General features: G+C 64.5%; 22 protein-coding genes and 1 tRNA gene. 20 read left to right on the forward strand and 3 right to left on the reverse strand.

Annotated features, from left to right (window positions below; genetic code table 11):
* Nucleotides 1-43 precede the first annotated feature (43 nt).
* Both EYE42_RS14485 and EYE42_RS14490 read left to right on the forward strand, forming a co-directional pair.
* Nucleotides 44-120: transfer RNA gene (locus tag EYE42_RS14485), tRNA-Met, on the forward strand.
* A gap of 412 nt (nucleotides 121-532) precedes the next feature.
* On the forward strand, nucleotides 533-1,153 hold the full coding sequence (locus tag EYE42_RS14490; protein WP_130992035.1) for a hypothetical protein: 621 nt from the start codon (nucleotides 533-535) through the stop codon (nucleotides 1,151-1,153).
* Nucleotides 1,154-1,208: 55 nt separating this feature from the next.
* On the opposite strand, the gene EYE42_RS14495 is transcribed toward EYE42_RS14490, so the two are convergent.
* Both EYE42_RS14495 and EYE42_RS14500 read right to left on the reverse strand, forming a co-directional pair.
* Nucleotides 1,209-3,962 (reverse strand): hypothetical protein, encoded by a 2,754-nt coding sequence (locus EYE42_RS14495; protein WP_130992036.1) that lies wholly within the window; start codon nucleotides 3,960-3,962, stop codon nucleotides 1,209-1,211.
* Between the two features lie 27 nt (nucleotides 3,963-3,989).
* On the reverse strand, nucleotides 3,990-4,196 hold the full coding sequence (locus tag EYE42_RS14500) for a hypothetical protein (RefSeq protein WP_130992037.1): 207 nt from the start codon (nucleotides 4,194-4,196) through the stop codon (nucleotides 3,990-3,992).
* 332 nt (nucleotides 4,197-4,528) lie between these two features.
* On the opposite strand from EYE42_RS14500, the gene EYE42_RS14505 reads away from it, so the two are divergent.
* The 18 genes from EYE42_RS14505 (at nucleotide 4,529) to EYE42_RS14595 (ending at nucleotide 20,202) form a co-directional block, all read left to right on the forward strand.
* The gene (locus EYE42_RS14505) at nucleotides 4,529-4,855 is read left to right on the forward strand and encodes a helix-turn-helix domain-containing protein (protein ID WP_130992038.1); all 327 of its coding nucleotides are present in this window, start codon (nucleotides 4,529-4,531) and stop codon (nucleotides 4,853-4,855) included.
* Nucleotides 4,856-4,865: 10 nt separating this feature from the next.
* Entirely contained in the window at nucleotides 4,866-5,588 is a 723-nt protein-coding gene (locus EYE42_RS14510; protein ID WP_130992039.1) for an ImmA/IrrE family metallo-endopeptidase, read from the forward strand.
* A 107-nt stretch (nucleotides 5,589-5,695) separates the two neighbouring features.
* Nucleotides 5,696-6,883, forward strand: a complete 1,188-nt coding sequence (locus EYE42_RS14515) for a hypothetical protein (RefSeq protein ID WP_130992040.1) — start codon at nucleotides 5,696-5,698, stop codon at nucleotides 6,881-6,883.
* On the forward strand, nucleotides 6,858-7,802 hold the full coding sequence (locus EYE42_RS14520) for a hypothetical protein (RefSeq protein WP_130992041.1): 945 nt from the start codon (nucleotides 6,858-6,860) through the stop codon (nucleotides 7,800-7,802). Before EYE42_RS14515 ends, EYE42_RS14520 begins: the two co-directional genes overlap by 26 nt.
* A 170-nt stretch (nucleotides 7,803-7,972) precedes the next feature.
* Nucleotides 7,973-8,182: a helix-turn-helix transcriptional regulator gene (locus EYE42_RS14525; protein WP_021096360.1), complete on the forward strand. Its 210-nt coding sequence runs from the start codon at nucleotides 7,973-7,975 to the stop codon at nucleotides 8,180-8,182.
* A gap of 10 nt (nucleotides 8,183-8,192) precedes the next feature.
* On the forward strand, nucleotides 8,193-8,678 hold the full coding sequence (locus EYE42_RS14530) for a hypothetical protein (RefSeq protein WP_130992042.1): 486 nt from the start codon (nucleotides 8,193-8,195) through the stop codon (nucleotides 8,676-8,678).
* Nucleotides 8,678-9,424, forward strand: coding sequence for an ATP-binding protein (locus EYE42_RS14535; protein WP_130992043.1), 747 nt, complete (start codon nucleotides 8,678-8,680; stop codon nucleotides 9,422-9,424). The genes EYE42_RS14530 and EYE42_RS14535 overlap by 1 nt, the downstream gene beginning before the upstream one ends.
* A gap of 22 nt (nucleotides 9,425-9,446) precedes the next feature.
* Entirely contained in the window at nucleotides 9,447-9,953 is a 507-nt protein-coding gene (locus tag EYE42_RS14540; protein WP_130992044.1) for a DUF669 domain-containing protein, read from the forward strand.
* A 67-nt stretch (nucleotides 9,954-10,020) separates the two neighbouring features.
* Entirely contained in the window at nucleotides 10,021-10,386 is a 366-nt protein-coding gene (locus EYE42_RS14545; protein WP_130992045.1) for a hypothetical protein, read from the forward strand.
* A complete protein-coding gene (locus tag EYE42_RS14550) occupies nucleotides 10,380-11,330 on the forward strand; it encodes a PD-(D/E)XK nuclease family protein (RefSeq protein ID WP_211657954.1) in 951 nt (316 codons plus the stop codon). The genes EYE42_RS14545 and EYE42_RS14550 overlap by 7 nt, the downstream gene beginning before the upstream one ends.
* On the forward strand, nucleotides 11,324-13,063 hold the full coding sequence (locus EYE42_RS14555; protein ID WP_130992046.1) for a DEAD/DEAH box helicase: 1,740 nt from the start codon (nucleotides 11,324-11,326) through the stop codon (nucleotides 13,061-13,063). The genes EYE42_RS14550 and EYE42_RS14555 overlap by 7 nt, the downstream gene beginning before the upstream one ends.
* Nucleotides 13,060-13,284: a DUF6511 domain-containing protein gene (locus EYE42_RS14560; protein ID WP_028030858.1), complete on the forward strand. Its 225-nt coding sequence runs from the start codon at nucleotides 13,060-13,062 to the stop codon at nucleotides 13,282-13,284. The genes EYE42_RS14555 and EYE42_RS14560 overlap by 4 nt, the downstream gene beginning before the upstream one ends.
* On the forward strand, nucleotides 13,284-15,569 hold the full coding sequence (locus EYE42_RS14565; RefSeq protein ID WP_130992047.1) for a PriCT-2 domain-containing protein: 2,286 nt from the start codon (nucleotides 13,284-13,286) through the stop codon (nucleotides 15,567-15,569). Before EYE42_RS14560 ends, EYE42_RS14565 begins: the two co-directional genes overlap by 1 nt.
* A gap of 11 nt (nucleotides 15,570-15,580) precedes the next feature.
* Nucleotides 15,581-16,483: a crossover junction endodeoxyribonuclease RuvC gene (locus EYE42_RS16600; protein ID WP_425466572.1), complete on the forward strand. Its 903-nt coding sequence runs from the start codon at nucleotides 15,581-15,583 to the stop codon at nucleotides 16,481-16,483.
* Between the two features lie 189 nt (nucleotides 16,484-16,672).
* Complete coding sequence (locus EYE42_RS14580) at nucleotides 16,673-17,101, forward strand: DUF6362 family protein (protein WP_130992050.1); 429 nt, start codon at nucleotides 16,673-16,675, stop codon at nucleotides 17,099-17,101.
* Between the two features lie 460 nt (nucleotides 17,102-17,561).
* Nucleotides 17,562-18,926: a site-specific DNA-methyltransferase gene (locus EYE42_RS14585; RefSeq protein WP_130992051.1), complete on the forward strand. Its 1,365-nt coding sequence runs from the start codon at nucleotides 17,562-17,564 to the stop codon at nucleotides 18,924-18,926.
* A complete protein-coding gene (locus tag EYE42_RS14590; RefSeq protein ID WP_130992052.1) occupies nucleotides 18,923-19,153 on the forward strand; it encodes a DUF7220 family protein in 231 nt (76 codons plus the stop codon). The genes EYE42_RS14585 and EYE42_RS14590 overlap by 4 nt, the downstream gene beginning before the upstream one ends.
* Nucleotides 19,154-19,254: 101 nt before the next feature.
* Complete coding sequence (locus tag EYE42_RS14595; protein WP_130992053.1) at nucleotides 19,255-20,202, forward strand: DUF2726 domain-containing protein; 948 nt, start codon at nucleotides 19,255-19,257, stop codon at nucleotides 20,200-20,202.
* On the opposite strand, the gene EYE42_RS14600 is transcribed toward EYE42_RS14595, so the two are convergent.
* On the reverse strand, nucleotides 20,199-20,720 hold the full coding sequence (locus tag EYE42_RS14600; RefSeq protein ID WP_130992054.1) for a DUF3489 domain-containing protein: 522 nt from the start codon (nucleotides 20,718-20,720) through the stop codon (nucleotides 20,199-20,201). The genes EYE42_RS14595 and EYE42_RS14600 overlap by 4 nt on opposite strands.
* Nucleotides 20,721-20,740 lie beyond the last annotated feature (20 nt).

Consider the following 20,740-nt stretch of genomic DNA (forward strand, 5'->3'; position numbering starts at 1 on the left):
CAACCCTCTCTGAAACGATAACCCCCGATCAGGACAACCATGGCGCGGGGTAGAGCAGCCCGGTAGCTCGTCAGGCTCATAACCTGAAGGTCGTAGGTTCAAATCCTACCCCCGCAACCAATCTTTCCGCGTTATCAAACGCTTATGCGCCGCCCTCCGGGGCGGCGTTTGCGTTTCCAGCCACCGTGGAAGCACTGTGGAAGCAAGAGGGGCCGAAGTCCTTCATATCGCTGCGAAAATCCTTGCCTGCGATGAGCGTTGGTTCCAGTGCCGCTCGACTGGGATCATTCGTCGATACCGGCCGGGATCCCGCTGCCGAAGGCGAGCTCCTGCACAGCAACCCATTTGCGGGGCAGCAAAGCGACTAGGTTCTCTCAACCGACCCTGGCTGCCCGCTCTGACCACGGGCGCCCGTGGAGCCGTCAGCTCCATCCGGCCCCTTTGTGCCTCCGCGGCCACCGCTGCAATAGGTGCTGCCCGCTCCTCCCAATCCCGGCTCGCCTCCTGAACCTTTCACTCCAGGATCTCCGCCTTGGCCACCCGTGCCTCCGGAAATGTCCACAACAAACACTTTGTCCTCGTAAGCTTGCCAAGCTGCGCCACCAAGGCGAACTCTACCGCCCTTGCCGCCCTTACCCCCTATACCGCCGCGGCCACCATTGCCGCCGCGCCCCCCGTCACCTCCGTCACCCCCACCCGCTTTGCAATCAACCAGCGAGTCGGATCCATTCGCGCCATTCTCACCTCGGCCACCCGTCCCCCCCAGTCCGCCCTGACCACCCTTTCCGCCAGACGCCCCTTGATTGACAATTGTAAGTGCTCCGTCACCTGTGATTTCGTCAGCTTCAATGAAGATGAGAGGGGCGTCGGAACCGCCGAGACCGGTCTTGCCGGTCTTTCCAGGCTCACCCGGCTTTCCAGGATAGCCGTTGCGACCGCTTGGCCTTTTTCCTGGCAATCCGTCAGAACCTTTTGGAGCAACTTCAGTGATCGGGTCTGCGATGTCGGAATCGTTAAATTGGACGATCCTAAAGTTGCCAACCAGATGAAGTTTTCTGCTCGCTATAATAAGCCGTCGACCGTGCAGCACCACTTCACCATCAGCCGGAAACTCCAATGCCTCATCGCCAGCGATGTCGATGTTGACGCTTGATGGCGTTTTGTTCTTTTCATACTCTTCTAGGAAATCCGGCATCAGCTTGCCCTCGCTATTCCATTATCTCGAAGCCCACGGTAATGTTAGTTAGGCGGGGAATGCGCCGCCAATTTTTTGAGTGCACCCCAACGACCATATGGTACATTGTCTGGGCCGGAAGAAATGCATAATATCTTCCTCTTGTTTCCGTACTCAATTCGAGCGCCCTCGGTTCTTCTCTTGACCAAACCGGATCAATCTGCTCGAAAAACGTAGTAAAGAAACGCCAGTCATCTGGGCGACTCCTGAAGTCTCCAATAGCGCATCCACTTCGCCGGCGCATTTCGCCATATCCTGGATGAACTACGCTAAACGAGATGGCATTGTTGCCAATGGCCGATGACGGTACAGAGAAACTTGCCGAAACAACCTTAACGTCAGTGACACGTTCGGGAACTGGAGACGGCAGTGACGTGAGCGTGATTGGGATGTACGCTGGATCGACCTCCTCCGTGCCTACGCCGGAAACAATCTGCTGAGCTATTTGGCCATTGAGCGTTTCCATAAAGGCGCGCTCGATCGGATCAATAGAATCCAAGCTCAGTGTGAAAGTTCGACGATAGGTGTCTGCTTCTGTGCGAGTATCCAAGTAGTCCTGAAGCTCACGGCGGGCTGACCGAACCACGGTCTGCACCGAACTGAGGAACTTGTCACGCTCCAGCTCAAGGCGGCCTCTCAGCTCAGCTGAATAGTCCTTCCCAATGCCCGCTGTTGGATCGAAAATTCCAGCATCAATGTTTGCGATAAGCTCGTTCGGGTACTCTAGGACGTCGAGGGGTCCTGTGAGTGGGCGACCCGTTTCAAACAATACACTCTTCTTCAGCAGCTCTACCCTCTCGGCGATGCTCCGCACTTCCAGCTGCCAGACTTCATACGCATTGCTATTCCATCTTGCGTTCTGCTGGTCATTGATTGGATCGACTTGGAGAAGCTCAGAGATATTTATCGATATGTCAGCAATTGTTGCTTCAAGGCCTTCAAGAAGTCTCACGTCTGACTGGAGCTGTGCCGACAATGAGTTGATCTCTCCGTTCGCCGACGCACGCTCCGCGAGGTAGCCTTTCATCACCTCGTCTTCGTTCTCACGATCCGTTAACGAAATCGGGGTCGGGCCAGGCGGCTGTCCCGAGCTCAGGCCATCTGCCTTGCCCACTAGATCGGCGAGGCTGGCAACAAGATTCTTAGTCGCGGTAAACTTGGAGATCGGCTTCCGGTTATCGGGCTCGCCCTCTTTTGGAGGATCGCCTTCGAGCACGGTCTGACCATCGTAAACGACCTGCTTGGCAACATCTTGAGCAGCCAGAAAACTTTGCCAGGAAGACTGAAATGCTCCGATCGCTTGATAAGTTTTCGCGCCTGTCGCAAGAAGGTCGGGGAGCCGAAAAGGTTCGCCTACATTATGACGATAAATCTGATCGCCTGTTAGGGAGAGGCCAGCTGCTGCTGCTCCGGCGACTGCGGGAGTGGCCGCTCCAAAGGAAGCGGCCACCACCACCGCCGCCGCCGCTACAGTTGTCCACTGTTGAACAGACTGAGCGTCTTTGAGCCGTTCAAACTCCCTTCTGGACATCTCTGCAAGGGTCTCAGTGCGCTGACCAATTAGTGTGTCTAGGCGCTGAATGCTTTGAGCCAGCACCTGCAATCGGATATTTGCGTCTGCCATGCGGCGTTCTATTTGGCGCTGCTCGTCCCTGGCTAACGTCAACTGTTGGCGAAGAGCGGTAACGGCTTTCTCCGCTTGATCCTTTTTTGAAGCAGTTGCGACGATGATATTAATTAGTCGATCAAAGACTTCCTTGTTGGCAAGTTCTTCGATATTTGTGGCTTGACTCCAAGCGTCCTGCTTCGGGACAAAGGATGAGCTTCGCCCCTGGAAATCGACATCGTTATCGATGGCGGACAATACAGTCTGGACGGTAAGCAATGGATACGGATCACGCCATTCTGCGAGTGAGTCAACATATGCATCGATAATCTCTACCAACTCACTATGCTTGATTCCATCTTCGTCACGCAAAAAAGGCGCGCGAGAAAAGGTGCGCTTTACCTTTGAGGCATAAAATAGCGGCCACTCCATTTCTTGGTTGAATGTTTGAGCAACTGTCTCTGTCGCGCCCTCGCCAATCGTAGAACTAAATCCTGAGGGGGCTGTTTCAATTTCCACGGAATCGGTGAAGCGTCGCCAGATAGCGTCCGCACTGTCTATCGGCGTAGAGTTTGAGAGGGCTGTCAGCAATACGAACTCAACAATGGCACCGCTACCTTGCGTGAATTGTAAGTCAAATGGTCGGCGTCGCGAGTTTTCGAACTTCAGGGTGTTGGCAACGATGGAGAGCGATCGAGGTTGGCCACTGCCTGAGGGAAGGAGGTTTATCTGAGCATCTCCAGCCACAACGATTTCATCGCCAATTATCCGGATATTTGCATCGACAAAAGAAAGAGGGCTTTCTAAACGCAGTCGGCGAGCGTCAATGGTAAGAGACTTCAGGCCAGTCTTGGCGTTGGCACTGTCTGCTATGAGTGAGCTCGCCGTTGCTTCCGACAAGATGACATTGTCGCCGGTAATGCGGAGGTGGTAGCCATCCGCCTCCTGACGAATTTGCAGATCAAATGCGCTCTCTTCGTTGAAGGAAGGCGCTTCAATGCCGAAAGCACTTGTTTGGAAGTTTGAGCAAGTTCGAGGTTCTTGTGCGACAGCAGGACTTCCGTAGGCCCCGGCGAGAAACGTTGTGATCAGAAGTGCTTGTCTCAAATTGGAGTTTGGCATGGAAAATTCCTCAGCGGCATTCTGTAGTCACGGATCGATCATTACGCGAACGCTTGAGCCGGTAGCGGCACCTTTGAAGTCCACTTCTACGTTCGCTACGACATTGGCTGTGGTAATGGTCGCGCCGCTCGGAAGAGCTTCTGTGGTCTTCTCACCGTTCGGTGATGAGAAATAGTGCACTCGGCCCAAGACAATTGCGTCGCCCACCGGTTCGTAGCTGATCGTGTAGCTCACTGAGCCCAGGTGCGAAGCCACTACTACCTTTGCTCCATACGTGAGCGGTGGTGCGTATGCAGATATGATCCGTGGCATTGGCGACCTCCAACTCAGATGGTCGTTCAAGCTCGCTCGGTCTGTCAACAAGTTCGTAGCTGACGTACTTGCTGTGGAGAAAGACGCCCGGGCGCGTCCCGTAGGGGGCGTGCGTCCGATGTTACGCCGTCACCCTGTCCACGTAGCTCCGAGGGCACACGAATCTTTCCGTTGATCAACTCGAGTGTGACGCGTATGTGTTCGCATATCCGCGAACAAGCGGATTGACAGGGAGTGCAAGCGATGAACCGGCCATGTCCGCCGACGGTGTGACCTTCGGCCAGGCGATTTCGAAGGCCCGCAAGGGGCTCGGTCTCAGCCAGAAGGAGCTCGCAGCGCGCGTGATGAAGGAAGAGGGCGGCGGGTCGATATCCCCGCAGTACCTCAACGACATCGAGCACGATCGGCGCAGCCCCAGCTCGGGGCACCTGATCCGCCAATTCTCCGGCATCCTGAACATACCGGAGGATTACTTGTACGCACTCGCAGGCCGGCTGCCGGATGATCTACGACCGGATGCGTCAACCCCGGACAAGGTCGTCGAGGCCTTCGCCAATTTCAGGAAGACGTTGAAAGAGTAAGGAGGTTCGCATGGTGAAGATGATCCGTGACAACACGGGCCGCTTTGCCGAGCGACCCTTCTACCGCGAGCGGGATCTCGACGATGAATGCGAGCGGCTGATCCGCGATCTCCTCCTGAAGCGCAAGAAGAAGGTCGAGTATCCGGTTTCGACCGAGGATCTGACCGTGCTGATCGAGATGAACGATGCGGAGCTCGACAGCTGCACAGACCTGTCAGCGTACGGTGCCGACGTAGAAGGGGTGACCGAGTTTTTCCCCGACCGCGGGCCGAAAGTCTCCATCTCGGAAGGCATCGCCGCCGATGATCGGCGCGAGAATCGCTTCCGCACCACGCTCACCCACGAGTTCGGGCACGTGAAGTTCCACGGGCCTCTCTGGGCGCAGAAGTTCGCCAACGGCGACCTGCTCGAGCGCGGCGTGAATGCGAACAAGGCGATCTCCAAGCGCGACAACATCTTGGACGCCCCGCAATCCGACTGGATGGAATGGCAGGCCGGCTATATCAGCGGCGCGCTGCTGATGCCGGCCACGCCGGTCCGTCGCCTCGTGTCCGACTACTGCAGTCCGCGCGAGCTGCATGGCGATATCCATGTTTCGACCGAGCATGCCGCGCGGCTGATCCAGATGGTCATGGAGCGTTTCGCGGTTTCCGAAGAGGCCGCGCGCATCAGGCTTCTGAAGCTGAACCTGATCACTTCGGCACGCGGACAGCCATCGCTCTTCGGCCGCTGATCGCGAATCCGCGGAAGTGCGTATTTTTTCGATTGACTCCCCTCCGGCACGATATACGCTGATTAGCAGATCAGCCGATAAATGGAATCGCCAGAAAGGAGATCGCTGTGACTGCACTGTCCGCCTTCCTTCGCAAGACGCCCGGCGAGGCGCTGCGCGAATACTTCGACCGGCCGGAGATCGGCTTGCCCACCGAGTTCGACTGGCCCGCATCGGACGCCGACCTCTCCGGGCCGCTTCTCGGCGCCATCGAGCAGATGTCCCGCTTCCAGCGCGACCGGATCTCGAACGACGCCGAGCGCGTCCATACCCTGTCCGACGAGCCGGGGCAGGCCGCGATCTACAGCGTGGCCGAGGATCCCGCCCTCCTCGACGGGCTCGCGAACCCGCACGCGCGGTCGCTCTGGATGTTCCTGAACGCGCAGGACCGCTTTCGTCATGCCGAGGAAGTTCGCTTCACGGTGGACCGCCGTCGCGGGCGGATGTGGGCCGGCTACATGACCGACGCCGGATGCGTCGTGCAGCGCGACGCGTCGGCCCGCCACGCCTTCGTCTCCGCGATCAAGCAGTTCTCGGGCGCTGCCCATGCCCATGTCGACATCTTCGACCGGGTGAGGACGCCCCATGAGGGCGACGAATGCGACCTGGTGCAGGTGACGATCTACCGCGAGGGACGGCCCGACGATCTGCTCCGCTTCGACGACAAGGGGTTGCTTGTCCGGCAGGCCTATCGTCCCGTGTTCGAGGCCGCAGTGACCTACGAGCCCGCGACCGGCGGCATTGAGGTGATCGCCAACGACAAGGCGACACGAAGCGAGATCGTGAAGGCGACGGTCACGCACCTCCTCGGCATCGAGTTCAAGGAGAACCGCCTGCCGCTGCGCTGCTATGATCTCTCGGTGCTTCTGAACCCGTATGATTTCCCGGTCGATCCGGAGGACGGGATCGAGGGCGTCGACGTGCGCGAAATGCGGCTGATGCCGATCGACGACAGCGACTTGAGGGTGACGCTGGAGAAGCCCGCTCGCGCCGACGAGAAGATCTGGACAAAGGCGGAGGAGCGGTTCGGAGATCGCACGCCCCTGAGCGAGGGGTATGTGGTCACGCGGGCCAAGATCGCCGTGAAGCTCGCCCGCCGCCCGGGAGGCGACAGGCGGCGCACGCTGACCCTGACGATCACCTGGCCGCATGGCTGCGATCTGAAGGATCGCACCGCGACCGAGCAGATGATCGGCGAGAAGTACCTGCGGCGCTGGGGGATCCTGGTCGATGACCTGCAGCTCTTCGAGGATTGATCCCGCCGCCCGCCGACTGCTCTCGTCGATCGCCGGAACCCGCGATGCGCGGGTTTCGGCCATGGCGCTGGCGCATATGCGCGGCGCCGGCAAGACGCTGATGGATGCCGGACTGCTCGTGCAGCGCGGCAGCGCAATGTCTGTCGTTGCCGAGGACGATCTGGACGACACCCCGACGTCCGTCATCGCCCACCCGATCACGGGGCAACATGGGCATCTCGGCAATGCGGCCTGGCATAACGAACAGGCGAGCGCCCGCCGCCGGGTCTATGCGCTGGACATGGCAGCATCAGCTCGACGGGTGGTCGCCCGGCTCGATTGTTCGCTCGGCGAAGACCCGGTGCCTTACCTCGACGGCGCTGTGCTGGATTTCGGGACGGCGCGGCTGCCGAAGCGAAGGGCACGTGTAGGGATCTGGGTCGCCCGCGGTCTGACGACGCCGGCCGTGTTCGAGGAGTTCCGCCAGCTCGTTGCGCGCCGGCCGGCCGATGGGCTTCGGGTGGTCCTCGTTCTCGACCCTCCGGCCCGGAACCGCTTCCGCTTCATCCGGGGCCACGAGTTCGTCGCGCTGGCGGATGTGGTCGATCATGAAGATGGGCTCGCCGTCGCCCCGGAAGTCCTGAGCGCACGCCTGCTGAAGGGACCGTCGCATAGAGGACCTGTATGGGTCTCCGGCGACGGCGGCGTGCTGATCGTGCACGGCAGGTGGCACGAGTTCACCGGCGGCAAGCAGAAGATCGCCGTCGCCATGCTTGCGGAGGCCAAGCTTGACGGGGATCCGGTGCTGCCCGTCGCGCGCATCCTCGAGGAGGCCGAGTGCGGCCCCTCCGTGAAGCGACTGAAGAATCTCTTCGACGGCCACCCCACGTGGCAGGAGGTCATCCGGGAGAGCGGCTCCAGCGCTTGGCTCGAGGTGTGACGCCACCAAGAATCACGACGATCAGGCCGTCCTTCGGGGCGGCCTTTTTCCTTTTTGCGGGCCCCGATCTGCATTCCTCCCGTCTCCCCTCCCTCCGCCCTCCCGATCTCCTCCCCTCGCACACCCCAGTCTCGTTCGCAGGCATTCGGCCAATCGCGAAGGAGACGACGATGTCAGTCACGCATCTCAACCAGGTCGAGCTGGCGGCTCGATGGAAGATCAGCCCGCGCACGCTGGAGCGCTGGCGTTGGACCGGTGAGGGCCCCGCCTTCATCAAGATCGGCGGCCGGGTCGTTTACCGGCTCGAGGATGTCGAGGCCTACGAGGCCAACCGGCACTGCTCGAGCACGGCCGACAAGCCCGCCGTGAAGCTGGCGTGAGGGGGCTGCCATGACGATCCCCAACCGCATCACCCTCGACGACCTTCCCACCATGCCGGTCGGCGAAATCGCCGCTCTGCCGGGCGACCAGCTGGCGCTCCTGAAGCAGGAAGCCGACGAGCGGCTGCGCGCCGCGAAGACCCTCGGCGACTGGCTCGATGGCGCCATCGCGCTGAAGTACGGCGATCAGGCGCAGGCTGCTCGCCGCGCCGAGGGCAAGGATACCGGCACGGTCCGGCTGCAGGACGGCCCGGTCACCGTGGTCGCGGAGCTCGCCAAGCGAGTCGATTGGAACCAGGCGACGCTCGCCAACCTGGTCGAGCGCATCCGGGCCGATGGCGCCGATCCCGCCGAGTACGTCGACATCGCGTTCAGCGTCCCCGAGCGCAAGTACACCGCTTGGCCCAAGGACATCCGCCAGGAGTTCGAGCCCGCGCGCACGGTCCGGACGGCCAAGCCGAAATTCCGGCTGCTGCTCGGCGAGGAGGCGCGCTGATGGCCATCTCGCTCGCATCCCTGCAAACATCGACGGTGCTGCGCCCGCCGCGCGTGCTGATCCATGGCGTCGCCGGCATCGGCAAGTCCACCTTCGCCGCGTCCGCCGACGCGCCGGTGTTCGTCCTCACCGAGGACGGCCTCGGCAAGCTGCAGGTGCCGCATTTCCCGCTGGCGACGAGCTACGCCGAAGTCGCCGAGGCGCTCGACGCCCTGCTCGACGAAGACCATGCCTATTCAACGGTGGTCGTCGATAGCGTGGACTGGCTGGAGCCGCTGATCTGGGCCGAGGCCTGCCGGCGCAACGGTTGGCAGTCGATCGAAAGCCCCGGCTTCGGCAAAGGCTATGCCGAGGCGCTGACCATCTGGCGCGAGTACATCGACAAGCTGAACGCGCTCCGCGACCGGAAGGGCATGGCGGTCATCCAGATCGCCCACACCGACATCAAGCGCTTCGACAGCCCCGAGCACGAACCCTACGACCGGTACGTGATCAAGCTGCAGGCCCGCGCCTCCGCGCTGCTGCAGGAGCACTCGGACGTCGTGCTCTTCGCCAACTACCGGATCTCGGTGAGCAAGTCCGACGTGGGCTTCAACAAGAAGGTGACCCGGGCGCTCGGGTCCGGCGCGCGCGTCATGCACACCGAAGAGCGCCCCGCCTTCCTCGCCAAGAACCGCTACGGCCTGCCGGAAACCCTCCCGCTCGAGTGGTCGGAGTTCCTGGCCGCCATGCCCCAATCCGCCTGATTACGACTGAAAGGACAACACGATGGCACGTTTCGACACCGCCTTTGACGCCGCCGGCATCGAGCCCACCACCGCCCACGAGATCCTGCCCGCGGGCAAGTACCGCGCCCAGATCGTCGAGAGCGAGATGCGCGTCACGAAGAACGGGATGGGGAAGTATCTCTGGCTGATGCTCGACATCCTCGAGGGGCCGCAGCAGGGCCGCAAGGTCTTCGACCAGCTGAACCTCGTGAACGCCAACCCGACCACGGTCGAGATCGCGCAGCGCACGCTGTCGGCGATCTGCCACGCCACGGGCAAGCTGCAGGTGAACGACAGCGAGGAGCTGCACCTGATCCCGATGACGATCCAGGTCGGGGTGAAGCCCCCGAAGGACGGCTACGGCGAGCGCAACACGATCCGCTACCTGGTGCCGGAGGCCCCGGCGCAGGCGACCCCGCCGAAGCCCGCCGCCACGCAGCCGACCAGCGCGCCCGCGCAGTCGGCGCCCGCCCGCCCGGCCACCGCACCCTGGAACCGCAAGAGCTGACGCCCTCGGCCGCCGCGGGCTGAGACTTGGCTCGCGGCCCGGACATCGCCAGACCGAGAGACAGACCATGACCAACACCACCGACGCGGCCTGCGTGGCCGCGAACGCCCCCGGCTTGCCTGACGACACCCGGCGCCTGATCGAGATCGAGGACGCCATCGCGAAGATCCGCACGCAGATCGCGACCGCCGATCTGACGCGGCAGCGGACGGCGAAGCCGATCGACCCCGACTGGTTTCACCGCGCGCGCACGGCGCTGCGCCACCTCAATCGCGAGCGCGCCGAGATCGTCGCCCGTCAGGGCGGCCGCCGCCGGCGCGAACGGCTCAAGGACATGATCATCGCCGTCCTGCGCGAACGCCATGACAGCGCCGCCTGGACCGCGGTGCTGGCGGAGGCGCGGGTGCGGCTCGAGCGGGAGGAGGCATGCTGATGGCAGAGCTTCCCGAACCCCCGACGCCGACCCTTTCCGCGATCTATGCCTCCTACGAGGCCCGGCAGGGCGACGGTTTCCGCGACCACCTCGGCGCCTCGCTGATCGGCAAGTCCTGCGCTCGCGCGCTCTGGTATGACTTCCGCTGGGCGACGCCCGCGCGGCACGCGGGCCGCATCCTGCGGCTGTTCGAGACCGGCCAGCTGGAAGAGGCCAGGCTCGTCCGCGACCTGCGCGCCACCGGTGCGACGGTGCTGGAGGTCGATCCCGAGACCGGGCGACAGTTCCGCGTCGAGGCCCATGGCGGGCATTTCGGCGGCTCGCTCGATGCGGTCGCCCTCGGTCTGCTCGAGGCGCCGAAGACCTGGCACGTCGTCGAGTTCAAGACGCATTCGGCGAAGAGCTTCGCCGAGCTGGTCGCCAAGGGTGTCGTGCTCGCCAAGCCCCAGCACGCCGCGCAGATGCAGGTGTACATGCACCTGACCGGCATCACGCGGGCGCTCTACGTCGCGGTCTGCAAGGACACCGACGCGCTGCACATCGAGTGTGTTCCGGCCGACCCCGAGACGGGCGAGCGCCTGCTGGAAAAGGCGCGGCGGATCATCTTCGCCCAGCATCCGCCCGAGCGGATCAGCGCGGATCCCGCCTGGTTCGAGTGCCGGTTCTGCGACCACCACGGGCTCTGCCACGGCGAGGACGCCGCGGCTGTCACCTGTCGGTCCTGCCTGCATTCGACACAGGTCGAGGGCGGTTGGCACTGCGCACGTCACGGTCGGCAACTCGACCCTGCCGACCAGCGCCGCGCCTGCGCCCGGCACCTGTTCATCCCAGATCTCGTCCCCGGCGAGGTGAGCGACGCAGGCGAGGACTTCGTCTCCTACCGCATGCGCGACGGCTCGGCCTGGACCAACGACGCCCGCAAAGAGGAGGCCGCCGCATGCTGACCCTGCGCCCCTACCAGCAGGCCGCGATCGCCTCGATCTACGGCTATTTCGAGAAGGAGAGCGGCAACCCGCTCGTCGTGATCCCCACGGCCGGCGGCAAGAGCCTCGTCATGGCCGCCTTCATCGACGGCGTTCTCAAGGCCTGGCCCGATCAGCGCGTGCTGGTCGTCACCCATGTGCGCGAGCTGATCGCGCAGAACCATGCCGAGATGCTGGGGCTCTGGCCCGAGGCGCCTGCGGGCATCTACTCGGCCGGGCTCGGCCGCCGCGACGCGCGGGCCCGGATCCTCTTCGCCGGCATCCAGTCGATCCACGACAAGGCGACGCGCATCGGCCATGCCGATCTGGTGCTGATCGACGAGGCCCATCTCATTCCGGGCCGGTCGAACACCATGTATCGCCGCTTCCTCACCGACCTGCAGGCGATCAACCCCGCGCTCAAGGTGATCGGTCTGACCGCGACGCCATTCCGGCTCGACAGCGGCATGCTGCACGAGGGCGAGAACGCGCTCTTCACCGACATCGCCTACGAGGTGTCGGTCCGGGACCTGATCGATCAGGGCTATCTCTCCCCGCTCATCTCGAAGCAGACCAAGACCCGCCTCGACGTGACCGGCGTGGGATCGCGCGGCGGCGAGTTCATCGCGCGCGATCTCGAGGACGCGGTCGACCAGGACGCGATCACGCGCGCGGGCGTGGCCGAGGTGATCGCCCATGGCGAGACGCGCCGGTCCTGGCTCGCCTTCTGTTCCGGCGTTCGCCACGCAACCCATGTCGCCGAGGAGTTCCGCCGCCGCGGGGTGAGCTGCGCGACCATCTTCGGCAAGACGCCCAAGGACGAGCGCGACCGGATCATTGCCGCCTTCAAGCGCGGCGAGATCAGGGCGCTGGCCTCGATGGGCGTGCTGACGACGGGCTTCAACGCGCCGGCCGTTGACCTGATCGCCATGCTCCGGCCCACGAAGTCGGCCGGGCTTTATGTCCAGATGGCCGGTCGGGGCACGCGGCTCGCCGAGGGCAAGGAGAACTGCCTCGTTCTCGATTTCGCGGGCAATGTCCGGCGGCATGGCCCCATCGATCTGGTGCGGCCAAAACGGCCGGGGGGACCGGGCGACGGGCCGCCACCCACGAAGATCTGCCCGAAATGCGGGACCATCGTGGCCATCGCGGCGCTCGAATGCCCCGACTGCGGTTTCGAGTTCCCCGGCCGCGAGGTGAAGCTCGAGCCGACCGCCTCGACGCTGGAGGTGCTGTCCACCGGCAAGCCGCAGTGGGTCGGCGTCACCGACGTCACCTTCAGCCGCCACGAGAAACGCGGCGGGCGGGTCTCGCTGAAGGTCACCTACCGCTGCGGGCTCGCCTTCCACACGGAATGGGTCTGCTTCGAGCACGAGGGCTATCCGCGCCGAAAGGCCGCGAGCTGGTGGCGCGAGCGGGCGCCCGAGTTGGAGGTGCCCGAGTCTGTCGACGAGGCGCTCCTGCTGGCCAACCGGCTGCGTCGCCCGACCGAGATCGCCGTCCGCCCCGCGGGCCGCTTCACCGAAATCACCGCCTACAGGTTCGCCCCATGCCTTACGTCCGTGCCGGGCTCTGCGCCGTCTGCCATCGAGAACCCCGCGGCTGGGGCTGGTTCGACGCGCGCTTCCGCGTCTCCGACCCGCGGCGCGACACGAGCCGCAGAGAACTCTGCAGCCGGTTTTGCCAGGACATCTGCCAGCGGAGGTCGGGCATGATCGATCCGACCCCCAATGAGACGGCGGCCATGGTCGAGGGCGGAAAGGCCGGCGGCGCCTATCTCGACAGCCTCGGCCGGACCGATCTCGCCCAACTCAGCGAGGAGGAGTGGGACACCTTCGTCGAGGTGATCGTCACCGGCTACTGCGACCACCTGCGCGACCTGGCGGCGAAGGACCGTGCACGGCTCGACGGCATGATCCCGGAGGTGCCCTTCTGATGGCGGACACCTCGTGGATGGCGCGCGTCGGCGCGCGTCTCGTGACCAACGGCTACGCGATCCTGCCGATCGCGCCCGGCACCAAGAAGCCCGGCCAGTTCGCCCGCGCGGGCTGGCACGACTACCCGCAGTGGAACCGGCATGCGAGCCGCGCCACGACTGAGCTTGAGGTCGCGACCTGGTCCAGCTGGCCCAACTGCGGCGTCGGGATCGTCGGCGGTGCGGTCGCCGCGCTCGACATCGATATTGCCGAGGATGGCGAGCTGGCGCTCCGCATCGAGCGGCTGGCCCGCGAGCGGCTGGGCGACACGCCCGCGCTCAGGATCGGCAAGGCACCGAAGCGGCTGCTGGTCTATCGCTCGCGAGAGCCCTTCGCCGGGATCCGGCGCACGCCGCTCGAGGTGCTCTGCCTCGGACAGCAGTTCGTGGCCTATGCCAAGCATCCCGATACCGGCCAGCCCTATGCCTGGCCGGACGAGGGGCTCGCGGATCTCGACATCGAGAGCCTGCCCGAAATCGACGCGGAAAAGGCGGCGGCCTTCCTCGACGAGGCGCTGGCGCTGATCCCGCCCGAGCTGCGCCCGAAGAGCCTCGGTGCGAAGGGGGCGAACGGGGCCGGGCATCAGTGTCTGCCGGCGCACGCGCAGGCCGGTACGCTGGCCGCGATCCGGAGCGCGCTCGCCTGGTTGCCGAACGCCGAGCTCGACTACGACAGCTGGATGCGCATCGGCATGGCGCTGAAGGGCGCGCTGGGCGAGGAGGGTGCTGCTCTCTTCGCCGAGTGGTCGGCGCAGGCGGCCAAGAACGACCCGGCCGCGACGGCGAAGGCATGGGCGAGCTTCAAGCCCGCGCGGATCGGCGCCGGCACGATCTATCACCTCGCGATGGAGAAGGGCTGGCGCCCCGACCCCGACCTGCTGCTAGACGGCAGCCAGAAGGTCTGCGCGGGCGACGAACATCCCGCGGCGGGCCTCCTCGCGCGGCTCGCCCAGCCCGATGCCCCGATGCCGATCCTCCCGCCTGCGCCATCGTTCACGCTGACGATCCCGGGCGGGCTCGTGGGCGATCTCGCGCGGTACATGATCGACACCGCACGCAGACCGCAGCCGCTTCTCGCGGTGGGCGCCAGCCTATGCGCTCTCGGCGCGCTGATGGGGCGGCGCTACCGCACGATGACCGACCTGCGCACGAATCTCTACATCGTCGGCATTGCGGACAGCGGGTCGGGCAAGAACCACGCCCGCGAGGTCGTCAACGAGCTGTTCTTCGAGGCCGGGCTCGCGCACCACCTCGGCGGCAACAAGATCGCCTCCGGCGCGGGGCTCCTGACCGCGCTCCACCGTCAGCCCGCGATCCTCTTCCAGATCGACGAGTTCGGGATGTTCCTCTCGGCGGCGGCTGACCGCAAGCGCAGCCCGCGCCACATCACCGAGATCCTCGACAACATGACCGAGCTCTACACTGCGGCCAGCGGGGTCTTTCTCGGCGCGGAATACGCGAACCGGGACGGCTCGAACGAGCGCCGCGACATCGTGCAGCCCTGCCTCTGCGTCTACGGCACTACGACGCCGCTGCATTTCTGGGGGGCGCTGCAGGGCGCCAATGTGGTGGACGGCTCGCTCGCCCGGCTCATCATCCTCCCGAGCGAGGAGGACTACCCGGACGAGAACCGCCGTGCCGGGCTCCGGAGATCGCCCCGGCCGCTGATCGAGGGGCTGCAGCGGCTCGCCGAAGGCGGCAGCCAGGCCAGCGGCAACCTCGCCGGCCGGACATCCGGACCAGCGACCGCGGTCGATCCGATGACCGTGCCGATGGACGGCGACGCGCAGGCGCGCTTCGACGCGCTGGGTGAGGAGATCACAGCCGAGCTCAGGGCCGCGGCCGGCACATTTCAGACGCCGATCCTCGCCCGGATCGGGGAGAACGCGGCCAAGGTCGCGCTCGTCCTGGCCGTGGGGCGGGATGCGGTCCACCCCGTCATCCGTGTCGAGGATGCCCTCTGGGCCATCGATTTCGTGCGCCATTTCGCCCGGCGCACCATCGACGCCGTCGAGCGCCACGTCGCCGACACCGAGACAGAGGCGCATCTGAAACGCGTGCGCGAGATCATCCGCAAGGCCGGGTCGGCAGGCGTCACCAAGTCCGAGCTGACCCGCGCCTCGCAATGGCTCCGGGCGCGCGACCGCGATGACATCCTGCTCACGCTGGTCGAGAGCGGTGACATCGTCACGGTGGAGCAGGAGACCGGGGGTCGGAAGGCCATGCGCTTCCGGGCGCTGCGTTGAGGGCCGGGACGATGCTTCCTTCAACGGCCCCCATCCTTCATTTGAAGGAAGTACCCGCCCAAGCCTCCGTCCTGGAACGGAAATCCGGCGCGGCGGACTTCTTTCAATATTTCACGCAGAGACCCTCGCGCGCGTGGATGGGGAGCGACGCCACACACATACCCCATGAAATAACTGAAATATTGAAAAAAGAGATTTATCCTCATTCTGCCAATGGCTTGCGTCCCCACTTCCTTCAAGCGGACGGAGTGAAGCCATTGAAGGAAGCGCCGGGCGCTCCCGGCATCGACAACGTGACCGTGACCAGACCTCGCGATCCCGGTCCGGGCGCGCGTGCTGCCCTCACCAGGCAGCCGTGCCGCCTCGGCCTCTCACTCGAAGAGGAGGTCGTCATGGACCGCTCCCCACACATCGCCCCGGCGCCTCTCACGGCTGCCGGCAATCTCGACCGCTGCATTCTCGCGCTGGATCTCGGCACCAGCACCGGCTGGGCGTTGCGCTCGGCCGAAGGGCTGATCACCAGCGGGTCCGCGAGCTTCAGGCCCGGCCGCTATGACGGTGGCGGTATGCGCTATCTGCGCTTCACCAACTGGCTGACCGAGATCGATCGCCTGTCCGGGCCGATCGCCGCGATCTGGTTCGAGGAGGTGCGCCGCCACGCCGGAACCGATGCGGCCCATGTCTATGGCGGGCTCATGGCCACGCTGACAGCTTGGGCCGAACTGCGCGGCGTGCCATATGCCGGCGTTCCGGTCGGCACGATCAAGCGTTACGCCACCGGAAAGGGCAACGCGCCGAAGGAGGCGATGATCGCGGCGGCCCGCGCCCGAGGCTTCAGCCCTGCCGACGACAATGAGGCCGACGCCATCGCGCTCCTGCTCTGGGCGATCGAGACGAACGGGGGTGTCGCATGAGGTGGCACCCCAAGGGCTACGGCGGCCATCGCTGGGATCCGGACCAGGTGAAGCGTGAGGGCTGGCGTGAGCAGGGTCTGCTCGCCGTCTTGCTCGAGGACGCGCGTCTGACCTGGCCGGAGCGGGAACTCGTCCGCCAGCTGGGTGAAAAGCTTTACGGCCCGCGCCCCTCCGACGAGGGAGGGCGCCATGGATAAGTGGACCCCGTCCCTCGTCGAGGCCCGTCTCGCTGAGGCGGCCTTCGTGCTCAAGCGCCTGCCCGAGCCGCGACGGCAGGGCTACTTCAGCACATGGCCCGAGATCGTCCACAGCTTCGCCGACAAGGTGGGCCAGGAGCCGAAGCCCATGCGGGTGCTGCCCTCGCCGCAGGCGATCAGCCGGATGGAGGAGACGCTGACCTGGACCGCGTGCCTCGACCCCGTCGACGGCAAGATCGTCTGGATGCGCGCCCATGGCGAGCGGTGGAAGACCATCTGCTGGACGGTCGGACTGCAGCGCTCGGCCGCCCACCAGCACTGGCTCTACGGGCTCTGCGTGATCTCGCTGAGGCTCAACCGGCGGCGGTTCAACCGCAACCTGTCGAAGCGGCGCGTGATCGAACTGGCCGGTGGCGCGTAGCTCTGCGCGCCACAGGGGAAGGTGTGCGGCGGACAGTTTTCGACGGGACAGAAAACCGGTTCAGGGGCTAGGTTCGGGATAAGCTCGGGAGAGGCGCGCGCGGCGCGGTCCCGAGCGAAACCATCCTTTCGTTGGCAGGTCTGTTGGAAAAGGAAAGGCGCTGATCCTTTCCTTGCGGGCCGCTGTCCGCCTCCGCCAAGCCCCCTCAGCCGACTTCGCGGTTCCTTCCTGGCGATATTCGTATGCTGGCGGGCGAAGCGCGGGACATCGCCAGCGACAGGGTCGGATTTTTGGGAAGCCACCCGGAAGCCGGGCCCGCTCGCGCCCCGCGCAAACACCAATGAACGCTGGCCTTCCGACCGGACACCGCTGGTGCCCGCTGGACCCCGCTTGGAGTCCAGCCCGGCATCCGGAGTCCGGAAGCCACCGGCATCCACCCGACCGAGGAACCTTGCCCACCATGACGCTGAGCTTCGCCCCGCACGCGATCGAGACGTGGCCGCTGGCCAAGCTCCAGCCCTACGCGAAGAACGCGAAGGCGCACGGGCCGAACCAGGTCGCCAAGATCGCCGCCAGCATGGCCGAGTTCGGCTGGACCGTGCCCTGCCTCGTCGCAGAGGACGGTGAGCTGATTGCGGGCCACGGCCGGGTGCTGGCCGCGACGCAGCTCGGGCTGACCGAGGCGCCGGTGATCGTGCTGGGCCACCTGACCGAGGCGCAGCGCCGGGCCTATCGCATCGCGGACAACAAGCTCACGGAACTCGGCACCTGGGACGAGGCGCTGCTGTCGGCGGAACTGAACGACCTGCTGGCCGACGACTTCGACCTGTCGCTGGTCGGCTTCTCCGACGGCGAGTTGGACAAGCTGCTGGCCTACGTCGCGGAAGATGACGGGCAAGAAGGTGGCGCTGGGGGCTCCGTGCCGCCGGTAACCATCCCGGAGCCACCGCGCAATCCAGCATCACGAACCGGGGATCTCTGGATCCTCGGCGACCATCGCCTCCTGTGCGGCGACAGCACCAGCGCGGTCGACGTGCGCCGCCTGATGAACGGCGAGCGGGCGATCCTGTTTGCGACCGACCCGCCGTATCTGGTTGATTACGACGGGTCCAACCATCCGACCCGCAACAAGGACTGGTCCGCGTCCTATGGCACCACGTGGGACGACTCCTCGCAGGGCGCCGAACTCTACGACGGCTTCATCGCGGCTGCGGTTGCGGAGGCCATCACGGACGACGCCGCCTGGTACTGCTGGCACGCCTCGCGCCGCCAGGCGATGCTGGAGGCCTGCTGGGAGAAGGCCGGCGCCTTCGTCCACCAGCAGATCATCTGGGTGAAAGACCGCGGTGTCCTGACCCGGTCCCACTACCTCTGGAAGCACGAGCCCTGCTTCATGGGCTGGCGCCGCCCGAACCGGCCGCCGAAGGTGGCGGAGGAAACGCTGCCGTCGACCTGGGAGATGCCGTCCTTAGCGAAGGACGAGCGCCCCGACCACCCGACGCCGAAACCGCTCGATGCTTTCGGGATCCCCATGCGCCAGCACGTCGCCCGCGGCGGGCTCTGCTACGAGCCATTCTCGGGCTCGGGTTCGCAGATCATGGCGGGCGAAGCCAACGGCCGCCGCGTCTTCGCGATGGAGATCAGCCCGGCTTACATCGACGTCGCCGTGGAACGCTGGCAGGCCGAAACAAGCGGCGACGCGATCCTCGATGGGGATGGCCGGACCTTCGCGCAGGTGAGGACCGAGCGGCTGGGCGACGACACCGAGCCCCCGGCCACGGACGCCGCCCCAGAAACCGCGCGAAAGCGCAAGACCGCAGCATGAAGCAGTCCCGCCTCATGTCGCTGGTCGAGTCCGTCGCCAACGTGATCGTCGGCTACGGCGTCGCGGTCGTCACGCAGATCCTGATCTTCCCGATCTTCGGCCTGCACACGACGCTGGCGCAGAAGCTGAAGATGGGCGCGGTCTTCACCGTGGTGAGCATCGCGCGCTCCTTCGCGCTGCGGCGGCTGTTCGAGGAAATCCGGAGTCGGACCCACCATCGATCCTGACGTCTCCCTCTGCCTTGGGAGGCATCGCCCGACCGACGCCCTATGCTAATGTTCACGTCTCCAAAGATGACAGGGCACCCATCTCTGCGTAGATATGTGGCATGCTCCGGAAATTTCGCAATCAGAGTGAAGACCAGATGCAAAGGCAAATCCGTGCTGCAACTGAGCGGCATGGAGCCGAACTGCACGAAAAGGTTCGAATTGCTGATATTATCGATATCAATGCACTAGATCTGCGAAGCCTCGGCACATACGCATTGCAGGCTCACTTCGACTTCGTATTGATCGACGAGGACTATGAAGCGGTCGTTGCCATCGAGTTCGACGGGCCGGGGCACAACCCAGCCAACGATAGCAAGAAGGACTCGATATGCCTCCAAGCGGACCTGCCTCTCATTCGCGTGTATGGCTTCGAGCAGGTTCGGGACATCAATGAGATAACGATCACCCGGTATCTGGTCGAACTGGTATTCCACGCCCGTGCATTCCTGAGGATGAAAGAGGAAGGCGTGATCGCACGGGACGAGCCTTTCATGCTAAGCGGCTTCCTAAAAGCTGATGCCAAACACATATTCGACAGCGAGTTCGATTTCGTTGCAAATGCGAATGGGAAGCTCACAAGAGCGCTGCAGAGGGGCGGGTTGGCGTCCGAGCCACTGCCGCACTTGAGTATAAGTCGGATAACGTTGCGGGCACCAGATGGGCGCATTCGATCTTTCGTCAGCATAAACTCGTCAAAGGGGGCAATTGTCGGCAGCGCCAGCCTGCGCGTGACTTTGTCATCACCGGGGTTTCTTTCCAACATTGGGACTATCGCAGCAGAGATTGCTGAGTTTGCAAACGGAATGGCGGCCGACGACCTGCTTGAGAACATTCGTCTCATCTCAGATGGCTTTGGACATGTAGTTACCAGCGCAGACGAAGTGCTCGCGGAAATCCGGACTTTGGGACCCTTGGGCTACACATTGGTGATGGGCGGCGGCGGAAGCCGCACCACCGCCGACCTCATGGGAGCATTCGCTCAGGGCAAAGGCGGTAAGCTGTTCTAGTTTTTGCCCGCCAAACGGTAGGTCCGCCCGCGCCCCTCGATCTTCTCGGAGGTGATCGTCAGGCCCAGCTTCTTCTTCAGCGCGCCCGACATCGCGCCACGAACCGTGTGCGGCTGCCAGCCCGTTTGGGCGACGATCTCGTCGATGGTCGCGCCGCCCTCTGCGCGGAGCATCTCGATCAGGGTTTCCTGCTTGGTGCCCTTCCGGCGCTGGACCGGGGCGGTCGGCGCTTCCGCCGGCGGCGTCTCGTCCTGCTCGTCCGTGATCCCGAGGGTGCTGTAGGCCAGCGGGGTGGCACGCAGCGTGATCGGGCCGCGCTCATCGTCGTGCCGCCAGACGGTATTGAGGTCCGTGGCTGCGATTTCCTCGATCAGCTCCTGCTTGAGGAGGCTCTTGCAGACGTTGCCGACGGCGCCGCCCTTGAGGCTGGCGGTGACGGGAAACACCGCCCCGTCTTCGCGCGCGCAGGCGGTGGACAGGATGACGGCTTGGGCGTCGGAAAGCTGAATCTGGGTCATGGGGTCGTCTCCTTGCTCGA

The organism is Paracoccus subflavus (assembly GCF_004310345.1).
GTDB classification, from domain to species: domain Bacteria; phylum Pseudomonadota; class Alphaproteobacteria; order Rhodobacterales; family Rhodobacteraceae; genus Paracoccus; species Paracoccus subflavus.